Origin of the sequence: Streptomyces sp. CA-106110 (assembly GCF_050936285.1) — a bacterium.
In the GTDB taxonomy this organism is placed as follows: Bacteria; Actinomycetota; Actinomycetes; order Streptomycetales; family Streptomycetaceae; genus Streptomyces.
Map to the genome: position 1 here is coordinate 7099260 of NZ_JBNJNB010000001.1, position 12011 is coordinate 7111270.

The following is a 12011-nucleotide window of genomic DNA, read 5'->3' on the forward strand; positions in this document are numbered from 1 at the left end:
GGGTGGCACTCGCTACCCAGGAAAGGCATGTGGATGAGCGAGCTTCTCTTCGGTACGACGCTGCTGGCGTCGTTCTTCGGCGGGGTGGTGGCCCTGCTGGCGCCGTGCTGCATCTCCGTGATGCTGCCGGCGTACTTCGCCACCGGGTTCCGCTCGCGCGGCCGGGTGGTTGCCGCGACCCTGGCGTTCGGCTCCGGGGTGGCCACCGTCATCGTGCCGATCGGGCTCGGCGCCGCCGCCATCTCGGCCGTGCTCCAGCACTACCACCTGTGGGTCTATCTGACCGGCGGAGTGCTGATGCTGCTCGGCGGCCTGGCCGTGCTCTACGGCTGGAAGCCGAACCTTCCGATGCCCTCGGGCCGCACACCCGGCGGGCAGGGCTTCGGCGCCGCCTACGCGCTGGGCGCCTTCTCCGGGATCGCCAGCGCCTGCTGCGCGCCCGTCCTGGCCGGGGTCGCCGTCTTGTCCGGGGCGACCGCCTCCTTCCCCGCTGCGCTCAGCGTGGGCCTGGTGTACGTACTGGGCATGGTCGCCCCGCTGGTGGTGATCGCCCTGGCCTGGGAGCGGGGCCACCGCGGGCCCGCCCGCATCCTTCAGGGCCGCCAGGTCCGGCTGCGCCTGGGAACCTGGCGCCGCAGCCTCGCACTGGGGGACCTGCTGGCCGGCGCACTACTGGTCGGCATGGGCGTCCTCACCGCGATCCTGGCGATCACCGGCCCGTCGATGCCGACGTCCGGCTGGCGGGTCACCTTCGCCGCAGACCTGCAGCACGCCGCCTCCGTCGCAACCGGATGGCTGGCCTGGGTGCCCGGCTGGGCCGTGGCAGTCGCCGCCGCCGTCGGCCTCGCCCTACTGATCCACCGCGCCCGCCGCCCCTCCGCGCGGGACGGCAACACCAACCCTGCCCAGCACGCCGACACGCAGCCCGCGACCGGCCCTGCCTGCTGCACACAGACCACCGACCCCGCCGACCCTGCCTCGCTCGCAAACACCGCTGCCCCCACCCGCACATTGGAGACTTCCGCCGATGGCCGCTAGCACAACCAAGCACCAGACGAAGGCCGCCCGCAGCGCACGGATCGCCGCAGAGCGCGCACACCAGCAACAGCAGGAGCAGCGGCGCCGGATTGTACGCATCGCGGTCGTCGCGGCGGTGCTGATCGCCGTGATCGGCGGCCTGTACACGGTGTTCCACCGCTCCGAGCAATCCTCGACGGGCAGCGGCTACGAGGTCGGCAGCCCCGGCATCGGCAAGACCGCCCCCGGCTTCTCCCTCGCCTCCAGCACCGGCCAGACCACCAGCCTTGCCGTCTACAAGGGCAAGACCGTGCTGCTGTACTTCCAGGAGGGCCTGACCTGCCAGCCGTGCTGGGATCAGATCCGCGACCTGGAGCAGAACACCGCCCAGGTCAAGGCCGCCGGCATCGACCAGATCGTCTCGATCACCAGCGACCCGGCGAACCTGATCGCCCGCAAGGTCAAGGACGAGAAGCTCACCACGCCGGTACTCTCCGACCCCGACCTGAAGGTCTCCCAGACGTACGACGCCAACCAGTACGGAATGATGGGCAACTCCCGCGACGGCCACAGCTTCGTCCTCGTCGGACCGGACGGAAAGATCCAGTGGCGCGCCGACTACGGCGGCGCCCCCAAGTACACGATGTACGTCAAGGTCGACAAGCTGCTCGCCGACCTGAAGGCGGGGCGCAAGGCATGAGCACCGAAACCACCGCCGTAGCCCGTGAGATCACCCTGCTCACCCAGGCCGACTGCACGATGTGCGAGCACGCCAAGCAGGTCCTGGACAAAGTCGGCGCCGACCACCCGCTGACCGTCACCGAGATCGACCTCGGCAGCCAGGAGGGACAGCGACTCGCCCTGCTCGCCGGAGTGCTCTTCGCCCCCGGAATCCTGCTGGACGGGCTCCCCTTCTCCTACGGCCGGCTGTCCGAACGCCGCCTGCGCCGCGCCCTCACCCGCACCACCACCAGCACTTCCCGTACCACCGACAGGAGTTCGTCATGAGTCAGATCCTTTACGTCCTGCCCGCCCTGGCCTGCCCGGTCGGCATGGGCGCGATGATGTGGTTCATGATGCGGTCGGGCAACAAGAACACCGCCGCGCCCGCCGCCGATCCGCGCGAACAGGAACTCGCCTCTCTGCGCGAGGAGATCGCCGACCTGCGCAAGAAAGTGCCCGCCCCGGCGCAGCGGGGACACACGCCGTGACCGCGTACGTTCTGCCGCTGCTCGCCACCGCCGCGGCGGCCGGTCTGACCTATGTCTTCTGCGTCCGCCCGATGAGCCGCGACGGCTCCTGCCACCTGAGCGCGCAGCCGTCGTCCGACTCGTCGGCGGCGACGGACGCGGAGATCCGGCGCCTGCGCGAAGAGATCCAACTCCTGCACCACGAAGCCGACCTGGCCCGTCGCTCCACGGTGCCGCTCGACAAGGAGAACCCGCGCTGAGCACGCCCGCCACACAGCCGCGACGGCCCGCCCGACTCCCCGGTGGCGCCGGAACGTCCCGGCGCACCACCCTGACCGCCCTGCTGGCCCTGACGACCGGCACCCTGACCGCCTGCGGCGATCTCCAGGGCAGCACGAAGAAGGACAGCGCCGGCACCGGACTCGGCGCTACCAAGGGCAGTACGTCGAAGTATTTCGAGCCCGGCCAACGCGCCTTCACCCCCACCCTCAAGGGCACCCTCCTGGACGGTGAGCACGCCGACATCGCGCGCATGCGTGGCAGCGTCGTGGTCATCAACGTCTGGGGTTCCTGGTGCGCGCCGTGCCGCCAGGAGGCCCCCGAACTGGCCCGCCTGGCCAAGACCACCAAGGCCCTCGGTGTAGAGTTCCTGGGCGTCGACATCCGCGACAGCAAGACCGCCGCCGTCGCCTTCGAGCGGGACTACGGCATCACCTATCCGAGCATCTTCGACCCCGACAGCCGGTCGATGCTGGGGTTCAAGGCGATGGCGCCGAGGGCCGTGCCCACCACGTACGTCCTGGACCGTGCCGGGAAGGTGGCCGCCATCTCCATCGGCCCGCTGACCGCTCGGGCGTTCCTGCCCATCATCCAGGGGATCGCGGCCGAGAAGCCGTGACAACTCGGGTCAGGTAGCCGGCAGACCGGCACTGTATCTCTCAGGGCGTGAGCAGGGCGTCCAGGCGGCGACTGAATTCGTCGTGGTCGATCTCACCGCGGGCGTAGCTGTCCTTGAGGATCTCCACAGCGTGGTGCTGCGGCTCGAGCGGCCGCGGCGGCGCACTCGAGGTACGGGGCAGCGACGCCCGTACGGTGCGCAGGCTGAGACCTGCGGCCAGGACCGCCAGGAGAAGCAGCACACTGAGCGCGGCCAGCGCCCCGGTCGCGAAGTACGCGTCACACATGGTCACTCCTCGGTGTCCGCGCCAGCCTCCGACGCGGGTGTCGCGGGCGCGGGCTTGCGGGCGACGCCGATGACGCACGGGGCGTTCGGCAGGGTGCGGCCGTTGACGACGAAGTCGAAGCGCCAGCGCGGTCCATGGTGAAACGGTCCGGCCTCGCCGGCTCCCCGACGATCCTCATCGGCGGCCGCGCCCCGTTCACCGAGCCCGGCGCCACCCCGTCGCTCTCTTGCCGGATCTACCCGCTGGGGCACCCGATGCCGACCAGCTCCGGCAGGCCCTCGAAGCAGCCGCCCACGCCGCGGACTGACCCGGACGTTCCGCACAACAGGGCCTCGGTGGTCGTGCTGCCGAGGCCCCGGAAGCGGGCGGCTGACCTGTGAGCCAGGTAGGGATTACATGCCGCTGCAGCAGCCGCAGCTCGTCGTGCTCCCTGCTGTCATGGCTGCGCACATGCGCTGGCACCCCGCTGTGCCGCAGCAGTTGGGCGGACAGCACTTGGCGCAGTCCGGCTTGCAGCAGGTGCAGTGGGTCATGTGTACGTCGGCGTGGGCCGCCGCGGCTGTGGTGGGGGTGGGCGGCTGTGGTACGGCCTGGGCCGATGTGAGGCCCGCGATTCCGATGCTGGCCGTGATGGCGCTTGCGGCGAGAACGCCGGCGCGGGCGAGGATCCGTCGCCTCATGGGAGATACCTCCTTCCGCTCCTCCCATTCTCCCGCCCAGGGCTTGAGGAGGCTTGCGGGGCAGGTCAAAGGGGCACCGAGTACGGGCGCATCGACAAGACCATGCACCTGCTCGCCCTGGTCGACCCGGTCGACGACACTTACCGGCGGCTGATGAACCGGCAGCTCACCGTGCAGGAGTCCCGCCGTCGGCTCGCCCTCGCGATCTGCCACGGCGGCCGGGGCCAGATCCGCCAGGCGTACCGCGAAGGCCAAGAGGACCAGCTCGCCGCGCTCGGCCTGGTCCTCAACGCCTTGGTGCTGTGGAACACCCGCTACCTGGACGCGGCCGTCACCCGGCTCCGCGCTGAAGGCCACGACATCAAGGACGCGGCCGTCGCCCGCCTCTCCCCGCTCAAGGACCGGCACATCAACTTCTTGGGCCGCTACCTGTTCAACATCAAGGCCAGTGGCCCCGGCCAGGGGCTGCGCCCCTTCCGGGACCCCGCCGCTGTCGAGGACGCCGAGGACTGAGGGCCCCCGCGTCGGTCGTCGCAGGGGCCCTCGGTGTGTGCGGGCGGTCAGTTGCAGCAGTCGCAGCCGGGGCGGCAGCCGCAGGCGTCGGCTGCGGTGTCGGCCGTGACCGGGGTGGAGGAAGCGGTGGGTGCGCAGCAGCCTTTGCCCTGCCAGGCGTCGCGGCCTTCCTTGACGGCGATGACAGCGATGACCAGGGCGGCGATCGGGTCGGCCCAGGACCAGCCCAGGGCGAGGTTGGCCAGCAGTCCGGCGAGCAGGACGGCGGACAGGTAAGTGCACAGCAGCGTCTGCTTGGAGTCGGCGACCGCGCTGGCGGAGCCGAGTTCGCGCCCGGCCTTGCGTTGGGCCCGCGACAGGAACGGCATGATGGCCAGCGACAGCGCGGCCAGGACGATGCCGGGTACCGAGTGGTCTGCTGCTCCCGTGCCGGTCAGGGCGCGCACGGAGTCGATGCCGACGTAGGCGGCCAGCAGGAAGAAGGACAGGGAGATGATCCGCAGCGTTGTCTTCTCACGAGCCTCGCGCACGGCGTGGTCGCGGGCGGAGAACTGCCAGGCGACCGCCGCGGCCGAGGAGACCTCGATGACCGAGTCCAAGCCGAAGCCGACCAGGGCGGTGGAGGATGCGGCCGTTCCGGCGGTGATCGCGACGACCGCCTCAACGACGTTGTAGGTGATCGTCGCGGCCACCAGCATCCTCACCCGCCGGGCGAGCGCCTCGCGGCGGGCAGGCGAGGGCCCGAGCCTCATCTGCACGTCGACGGCCATCAGCAGCAGCCCTTTGTCGCCGCGTCGGGGCAGGTGCGGTCGTTCTCGACGGCGACCACGGCGTTGCGCAGGTCGTCCAGGGCGTGGCCGAGGCGTTCGTCGGCCAGCTCGTAGCGGGTGCGCCGGCCGACGGGCACGCCGACGACCAGTCCGCAATCGCGCAGGCAGGCGAGGTGGTTGGACAGCCGGGTACGGGAGACGCCGAGCGAGTCGGCGAGGTCGGCCGGGTGGGCGGGGGCCTGCCGCAGCGTCAGGAGGATCCGGCAGCGGACCGGGTCGGCGAGCGCGCGGCCGAAACGAGCCAGCACCTCGATGTCAGGGGCGATCGTCAGCACAGCCACGACAGTACATGAAGTCATGAATTCACGTAACCGTGGATTGACGGGTCGCGGCTTTCGCGGGGGCAGGCCGGTGCGCCAGCCGGTTGGGCTGGCCGGCGCACCGGTGTCCTACGCCGAGGTGCTGCGCCGGATCCAGCGCAGCAGGGCCGGCACCGCGGCGGGACGGCTGCCGGCGGGAACCGGTTCGGGCGGCGCACTGCGCACCTGGCGTGCCGGAGCGGTGGGAGCGGGTCGGGATTGCGCGGCCTCGGCTCGTACGAGCGCGGCGATGACCTGGTAGGGGTCGCTGGGCATGGCTCTCCTGCGGTAGTGGCGTGTGGGGCTCGGCGAGAGGGCGGCGACCGGTTCTGATGCGATCGCGGCCGGGCCCGGTCAGCAGCGCAGGATCTGGAGCAGCGGGGCGGGCGGCATCCCAGGGTCGGCGGGCGGCGCGACCGCCGTCGGCCGGCCGCTGCGAGGCGGCGTGGCGAAGTCGGCTGCCGTGGCGGCCGGGACGGGCGGGTGGCACTGGCCGCGGGTGGCGCCCGTGTCCGGGCAGGCGCGGGCCCGCGGGTCATGTTCAGGGTGGGTCCGGCCGTCCGGCACCGTCGCAGAAACGGCCGGCGGCGGGCACAGGCGCGCGCCCCCGAGGCTTGCGGCCACCGCGGCTGCCGGCCGCAGGTGGGGGCAGCCGGGGTCCTCGGCGACCAGGTGGGACTGGGCGGGGGTGAGCAGTGCGTGCAGCAGCGTGACCAGGGTCAGCAGCAGGCTGGCGGCCACTGCCCGGATCGGAGAGGAGGACTGCGTGGACATCCGCGTGCTCGCCTCCCGCCCGTGAGTGCCATGAGATGGGTGCCGCCTCCGGCATGATCAGGCTGGCTGGCTGCGCCGTGCGAGCGAAGCCACCCGAACGAGGGCTGCTCTCACCCGTTCGGGCGCGTAATGATTTTCGGTATCACCGCAGGTGGAAGTGGTAACGATCCCCAATGCAGCCTTTGGAGAATGCCACCGGGGCGCGGTTCACTTGACGCTCTCGCCGCACTTCAGCGCGGCCGATTCCACGGGGTGACCGATTGTCCGAACACGACCACGAGCACGACGAGAGCGCGGGTGGCCACTCCGGGCATGCACACGGGATCTCAGCGGACGCTGACCGGCGCTGGCTGACGATAGCGCTGACCCTCATCGCGGTGTTCATGTTCGCCGAGGTCATCGTCGGCGGGATTGCCAACTCGCTCGCGCTGATCTCGGACGCCGCGCACATGCTCACCGACGTGGCCTCGATCGTGCTGGCCCTGGTGGCGATGAAGCTGGCGGCCCGGCCCGCCAGGGGTATGTACACCTACGGGCTCAAGCGGGTGGAGATCCTCTCCGCGCAGGCCAACGGCCTGACCCTGCTGCTGCTGTCGGTGTGGCTGGCGTATGAGTCCGTCCACCGGCTGATCTCACCGCTCGATGTCACCGGTGGCCTGGTGCTGGCCACAGCCCTGGTCGGGGTCGCGGTCAACCTGGCGGCGACCTGGGCGATCTCGAAGGCCAACCGCACCAGCATGAACGTCGAGGGCGCCTACCAGCACATCCTGACCGACCTGTTCGGATTCATCGCCACCGCGATCGCCGGTGCGATCGTGCTGACCACCGGCTTCGCCCGCGCCGACGCCATCGCCTCCCTGTTGGTCGTCGTCCTCATGCTGAAAGCCGGCTACGGCCTGGTCCGCGACTCCGCCCGGGTCTTCCTGGAAGCCGCCCCCGCAGGCGTCGATCCCGACGCCCTCGGTGACCGCCTCGCCGGTCAGGACGCCGTCGTCGAAATCCACGACCTGCACGTCTGGCAGATCACCTCGGGGCAGAACGCCCTGTCCGCGCACGTTCTGGTCAGCCCCGGCAGCGACTGCCACCAGGTACGCCGCGACCTCCAGCAGCTCCTGGCAGCCGAGTACCGCATCAGTCACGCCACCTTGCAGGTCGACCACGCCGGGCACCTCACTGCGGACCCGGCGCTGATCACCGGCGAGGGCACCGCGACCGGAGACGGACACTGCGAGGACGCCCACGGGCCCGTCCACACCTCCCGACCCCACGACCACTGACCGGACAGCCACCGATCCGTCGACGCACCGGGGACGGTAGGCGGACGGGAAAGGCGGTCCAGGCAGGCAGCCCGCACGCTCGGCTGCCTGCCTGCGCCCAACAGGTCAGCACCTCGCCCGACTGCTCGCGCAGTCCCGGCGTGCTCGCCGGGAACGCGGCTGCGGTCACGCGGTCGCGCCGCGCTGCTTGAGCATGTCCGCCATCACCTTGATCTCCGCCCTCTGGCTGTCCACCATGCCCTGGGCCAGCCGCCGCACTTGTTCGGTCTTCGCCATCTCGGCCGCTGCCTCGGACATGGCGATGCCGCCCATGTGATGCGCGGTCAGCAGCCGTAGATACAGGATCTCCGCGGTCTTGCCCGTGGCGTTGCGTAGCTGATCCATCTGGGTGTTGGTGGCCATACCAGGCATGAGGGAGCCGTCGTGCGGCATGTAGTCCATGCCGTTCATGCCCGCCATCCCCTTCATGCCGCTCATGTCGTGGCCCATCCAGGACATGGGCGGCTCCTGCGAGGACTTCGGCAGTCCCCAGACGTCCAGCCAGCCCAGCAGCATGCCGCGCTGGTTGGCTTGGGTGTTGATGACGTCGTATGCCAGACGCCGCACGTCCTCGTCGCCGGTGCGGTCGCGCACGATGAACGACAGCTCCACCGCCTGCTGGTGGTGGATGGCCATGTCGCGGGCGAAGCCGGCGTCCACCGAGTCCTGCGTCGGGACGGCTTCGGTGCTGTTGCCGGCCGGCCGCAGCAGCACCGCGACCACGGCCACGACGGCCAGCACCGTGGCCAGGGAACCGCCGATCAGGAGGCGTGACAGCCTCCGCGTGCTGCGCCGCCCCTCCAGGGACGCCTCGTCAACCTGCACCTCGTCCGTGTCGAGGTCGGACGTGCTCATGAGGACTTCCCGCCGGTGCAGGCAGCTCCCGGCTCAGGCGTCTGCGGTCCCTGGACGTACTTGTCGAAGAACTCGTTCACGCGCGGGTCGGACGCGGTGTTCACGTTCAGCTGGTGCCCCCAGGCCGACAGCGTGATCGGCGACGACTCGGTCTTGTAGGGGCTCATCAGGGTGTACGGCGTCTTGGCCACTTTCGCCGCGAGGGTTTTCACGTCGGCCTGCGTGGCCTTGTCGTTGTAGGTGACCCAGACGGAGCCATGCTCCAGGGAGTGCACGGCGTTCTCGTTCTGGAGCTCGTGGGTGTAGACGTTGCCGTTGCAGTCCTGCCAGACCGGGGCGTGATTGCCGCCGACCGGCGGGGTCATCGGGTAGTTGACCTTGGTGGTGACGTGGTTGCGGCTCAGGTTCGACCAGGTCTTCTCGCCGGCGATGGGGGCTGCCTTGGCCTTCTCCTTGTTGTTGGCCTGGTCGATCAGGTACCAGCCGCCGCCCACCAGCCCGGCCAGTATCGCCGTGGAAGCCACGATGGTGATGATCCGGATACGCCGCTCACGGGCGCGTTCGGTCCGGCGCTGTTCCTCTATCCGGGCACGGCGGGCCTCGGCCCTTTCCTTGCCCGAGGGCTTGTTGCCCGTGGGCTTGTTCGTGTTCTTGCCGTTGCCGGGGTTCGTGTTCTTGGAGTTGGCGGATGCCATGGGAGTGTCCTTGTCCCCGCCGTCTTGGGGCACGGCGGTGCTGCGCTGTGTGGTCGGAAAGCCCGGAATGCCGAAGCTCTGGCGCGCTGGGCGCGGGCGTCGGCCGATGGCTTCTAGATGCGCAGCAGTTGCAGCATGTGCGGGTCAGGAGGCCCCGGTCCGCTGCCGGCGGCACTGGGGCGGTGCGACAAGAACGCGGCCGGCAGATACCACGTGTCCAGGCCCGGGACCGCCGACGGCGCCATCACGGGCGAGGTAGTGGTGACGCCGTTCTGGCCGGGGCTGTCACAACAGGACGAGTGCGGCTGACCGGACACCTGGGCGCAGTGGGCCGCATCGCAGTCGCCGGACGAATGGACATCCTGACGCGGACTACCGGCAGCCGAAAGGCAGCTACCGGGCCCGTCACTCTCCATGGCCATCGCGGGCCGGACGTGCCCGACCATGGCGGCGTGGTCCATGGTTGCCATGGAGGAGGACGGCCCGGACACAATCGTCAGGCCGCAGGCGACGGCGCTCGTGGTGAGGACCGCCAGCAGCAGGGCGAACAGGGCGTGCGCAGGGCGCCGCGGACCGCGCCGGAGTGCCCGGCGGGCTGCTCGTGTCACCCTGACCATCCTGCTCGTCCCGTTCTCGTCACCGGCCGCCGGTCTCTGCGCCGTGCCCGTCCGCGTGGTCGCCCTCCGGTTCGGGATAGGTGAAGCTGCGGCGGATGAAATGGTTGGGGGCGACGAGGGTCTCCCGCACGACACGGTCTTGTCCGTCCAGCGTAAGTTCCAGGGCGAGGCGTTCGCCGGGGAAACCGAGGGCGAGAACGGTGTTGCCCTCCGCGTCGGTGAAGCGAGAGCTGAGCGGCGCGGTTCCCTTGGCGTACGGCTCGGAGTCGACGAACTGATTGCCTGTGACCTGCAGCTGGGTCGGGGCGACCGCGGTGCGGGCGGTGTCGCTGGCGACCTGCTCGTGCAGCGTGAACGTGCCCACGGCGCGCATCGCCTTCACGGTGCGCTGCAGCAGGTCCGCGTCCGGACGCACCGGCCACATCACCCGTAGGGTGTCCCGGCCGCCGCCCCAGCCGTCGGCGGCCGCCCGCACGGTGAGCAGGTTGAGGCCCTTGTGCCAGGTCACCGGCGCGTAGAAGCAGCCCTCACCGCAGCCGCGCACGGCCACCGCACGGCTGCTGCCCCCGGGCGTGGTCAGGGTCAGGCCAGCCTCGTACGACAGGCCTGACGTACCGCCGTTGTCGAGATCGGTGTCCGGGGCGGTCAGCCGCACCACGACCTGGCCCTGGCTGGCGGTGGCTGCGATGCCGATCTGGTCGGCCCGCCCGCCCACGGTGATCGCGTTCCCGCTCGGCGGCGGCGCGAAAGGCAGGGCCGCGTTGGCGTCCCTGGGCGGCTGGGTCACCCCGAGCCACGCGGTGACACCCAGTACCGCCACCAGCGCGGACGCCTCGACACCGGCCAGCCGATGCGGCGCACTGCGCGCGAGCCGCCATCGGGCGGCCAACGCCAGCCCGCACACGCCCGCCACCAAGGCGAGCTTGACCACGAGCAGCCGCCCGAAGTCCGTGTCCCACAGCTTCAGCGGGGAGACCAGCAGCAGGCCGGACAGCGTGCCGGTCAGCAGCACGACGATCACCAGCGCCAACGCGATGCGGGCATAGGCACGCAGCACCGCCCGTGCCGGCGGCGCCCACCGCCAGGCCCAGCCCACGCGCAGCACATGCACGAGCGCGCCGACCCACACCGCCGCCGCCGTCAGATGGACCGTGGTCAGCACCGGCCCCCACACCGCGGACTCGGCCGCAGGATGCGCCCGCAGCCCCTCTGCCACCACCGCCGCGAACAGTGCGACGACCGCCACCCACTGCTGTTTCAGCCGCAGGGCAATCAGGAAACCGAGCCAGCCGGCGATCTCGACCAACGCCAGGACACCGGGCCGCCCGCCGAAGAGAGCGGAGGCAGAAGGCGAGGTGATCCCGCGCACCAGGCTGCCGCCACCGGCGATCAGCAGCGCCAGTCCGATCGAGGCCACCAGGCCCGCCGCGGCGCCGGGCAGGGTGCAGGTTCGGACCGCGGCAGCCCCCTCCGGAGCGCGCCGTCGGGCAGCCAGCCACTCACCGACCAGCGAGCCGAGCGTCAACGCGAACGCCGCGAACAGAACCCAGCGCAGCACAGCGGTCGCCGGAGCCCCGGCTGCCTGCTGTCCGCCCGAGGATCCAGCGGCCGCCAGCCCGGCCGTGGTGGACCCCACCGCGAACTGGTAGGTGCCGCTCATCACGTCGCCGTCCGGCGCGACCGCCTGCCAGGACACCGTGTACACGCCGGGCCCCACCGCCGAGCGGACCGGCGCCGTCAGTTGCTTGCCGCCCTCGCTGCGTCCGACCGCACCCAGTGCCACCGGCTTCCCGCCCGATGCGGACACCTGAAGCGTCCTGGCCCCACTCGGCTGCACCGGCTCGTCGAAGACGAGGGAGATCTCCTTGGGCGCCGTCGGAACGGCCCCCTCGATGGCCGGAGAGGCGAACAGCAGCACGGCATGAGCCTGCGCCGATGCGGTCGCGGACAGCAGTCCGGCAAGGGCCAGCAGCACGGTAGCCAGCAGACGAGTGGCCCAGCGGGCCCGTACACCACACATCCCAATTACCTAAGTGCACTA

At 70.9% G+C, this 12011-nt stretch carries 16 protein-coding genes and 1 pseudogene; 8 read left to right on the forward strand and 9 right to left on the reverse strand.

Annotated features, from left to right (window positions below; translation table 11 throughout):
- The first annotated feature begins 33 nt into the window (after nucleotides 1–33).
- The 6 genes from ACQEXA_RS32770 to ACQEXA_RS32795 all read left to right on the forward strand — a co-directional run bounded on the left by ACQEXA_RS32770 (nucleotide 34) and on the right by ACQEXA_RS32795 (nucleotide 3105).
- A complete protein-coding gene (locus ACQEXA_RS32770; protein ID WP_432928996.1) occupies nucleotides 34–1038 on the forward strand; it encodes a cytochrome c biogenesis CcdA family protein in 1005 nt (334 codons plus the stop codon).
- Nucleotides 1028–1717, forward strand: a complete 690-nt coding sequence (locus ACQEXA_RS32775) for a peroxiredoxin family protein (RefSeq protein WP_432928998.1) — start codon at nucleotides 1028–1030, stop codon at nucleotides 1715–1717. The genes ACQEXA_RS32770 and ACQEXA_RS32775 overlap by 11 nt, the downstream gene beginning before the upstream one ends.
- Entirely contained in the window at nucleotides 1714–2025 is a 312-nt protein-coding gene (locus tag ACQEXA_RS32780; RefSeq protein ID WP_432929000.1) for a glutaredoxin family protein, read from the forward strand. The genes ACQEXA_RS32775 and ACQEXA_RS32780 overlap by 4 nt, the downstream gene beginning before the upstream one ends.
- Nucleotides 2022–2228, forward strand: coding sequence for a hypothetical protein (locus tag ACQEXA_RS32785; RefSeq protein WP_433131856.1), 207 nt, complete (start codon nucleotides 2022–2024; stop codon nucleotides 2226–2228). The genes ACQEXA_RS32780 and ACQEXA_RS32785 overlap by 4 nt, the downstream gene beginning before the upstream one ends.
- A complete protein-coding gene (locus ACQEXA_RS32790) occupies nucleotides 2225–2467 on the forward strand; it encodes a hypothetical protein (protein ID WP_432929004.1) in 243 nt (80 codons plus the stop codon). Before ACQEXA_RS32785 ends, ACQEXA_RS32790 begins: the two co-directional genes overlap by 4 nt.
- A 104-nt stretch (nucleotides 2468–2571) precedes the next feature.
- The gene (locus ACQEXA_RS32795) at nucleotides 2572–3105 is read left to right on the forward strand and encodes a TlpA family protein disulfide reductase (protein ID WP_432939256.1); all 534 of its coding nucleotides are present in this window, start codon (nucleotides 2572–2574) and stop codon (nucleotides 3103–3105) included.
- A 40-nt stretch (nucleotides 3106–3145) separates the two neighbouring features.
- Here the strand turns inward: ACQEXA_RS32795 and ACQEXA_RS32800 are convergent, their stop codons facing one another.
- Nucleotides 3146–3391, reverse strand: a complete 246-nt coding sequence (locus tag ACQEXA_RS32800) for an SHOCT domain-containing protein (RefSeq protein ID WP_432929006.1) — start codon at nucleotides 3389–3391, stop codon at nucleotides 3146–3148.
- Nucleotides 3392–4149: 758 nt separating this feature from the next.
- On the opposite strand from ACQEXA_RS32800, the pseudogene ACQEXA_RS32805 reads away from it, so the two are divergent.
- Nucleotides 4150–4584: pseudogene (locus ACQEXA_RS32805) on the forward strand (Tn3 family transposase); the annotation flags it as partial.
- 47 nt (nucleotides 4585–4631) lie between these two features.
- On the opposite strand, the gene ACQEXA_RS32810 reads toward ACQEXA_RS32805, so the two are convergent.
- From ACQEXA_RS32810 to ACQEXA_RS32825, 4 genes are all read right to left on the reverse strand, one after another.
- The gene (locus tag ACQEXA_RS32810; protein WP_432929010.1) at nucleotides 4632–5354 is read right to left on the reverse strand and encodes a cation transporter; all 723 of its coding nucleotides are present in this window, start codon (nucleotides 5352–5354) and stop codon (nucleotides 4632–4634) included.
- Nucleotides 5354–5689, reverse strand: a complete 336-nt coding sequence (locus ACQEXA_RS32815; protein ID WP_432939259.1) for an ArsR/SmtB family transcription factor — start codon at nucleotides 5687–5689, stop codon at nucleotides 5354–5356. The genes ACQEXA_RS32810 and ACQEXA_RS32815 overlap by 1 nt, the downstream gene beginning before the upstream one ends.
- Before the next feature lie 114 nt (nucleotides 5690–5803).
- Complete coding sequence (locus tag ACQEXA_RS32820; protein WP_432929012.1) at nucleotides 5804–5989, reverse strand: hypothetical protein; 186 nt, start codon at nucleotides 5987–5989, stop codon at nucleotides 5804–5806.
- A gap of 78 nt (nucleotides 5990–6067) precedes the next feature.
- On the reverse strand, nucleotides 6068–6487 hold the full coding sequence (locus tag ACQEXA_RS32825) for a hypothetical protein (RefSeq protein WP_432929014.1): 420 nt from the start codon (nucleotides 6485–6487) through the stop codon (nucleotides 6068–6070).
- Nucleotides 6488–6747: 260 nt separating this feature from the next.
- Here ACQEXA_RS32825 and ACQEXA_RS32830 point away from each other — a divergent pair, with 260 nt between their 5' ends.
- Entirely contained in the window at nucleotides 6748–7764 is a 1017-nt protein-coding gene (locus ACQEXA_RS32830) for a cation diffusion facilitator family transporter (RefSeq protein WP_432929016.1), read from the forward strand.
- A gap of 165 nt (nucleotides 7765–7929) precedes the next feature.
- Here ACQEXA_RS32830 and ACQEXA_RS32835 read toward each other — a convergent pair whose 3' ends face one another.
- The 4 genes from ACQEXA_RS32835 to ACQEXA_RS32850 all read right to left on the reverse strand — a co-directional run bounded on the left by ACQEXA_RS32835 (nucleotide 7930) and on the right by ACQEXA_RS32850 (nucleotide 11990).
- Entirely contained in the window at nucleotides 7930–8658 is a 729-nt protein-coding gene (locus ACQEXA_RS32835) for a DUF305 domain-containing protein (RefSeq protein ID WP_433131858.1), read from the reverse strand.
- Nucleotides 8655–9353, reverse strand: coding sequence for a DUF3105 domain-containing protein (locus ACQEXA_RS32840; protein ID WP_432929019.1), 699 nt, complete (start codon nucleotides 9351–9353; stop codon nucleotides 8655–8657). Before ACQEXA_RS32840 ends, ACQEXA_RS32835 begins: the two co-directional genes overlap by 4 nt.
- 113 nt (nucleotides 9354–9466) lie before the next feature.
- On the reverse strand, nucleotides 9467–9961 hold the full coding sequence (locus ACQEXA_RS32845) for a hypothetical protein (RefSeq protein WP_432929021.1): 495 nt from the start codon (nucleotides 9959–9961) through the stop codon (nucleotides 9467–9469).
- Between the two features lie 28 nt (nucleotides 9962–9989).
- Nucleotides 9990–11990: a copper resistance CopC/CopD family protein gene (locus ACQEXA_RS32850; RefSeq protein ID WP_432929023.1), complete on the reverse strand. Its 2001-nt coding sequence runs from the start codon at nucleotides 11988–11990 to the stop codon at nucleotides 9990–9992.
- Between the last annotated feature and the right edge of the window lie 21 nt (nucleotides 11991–12011).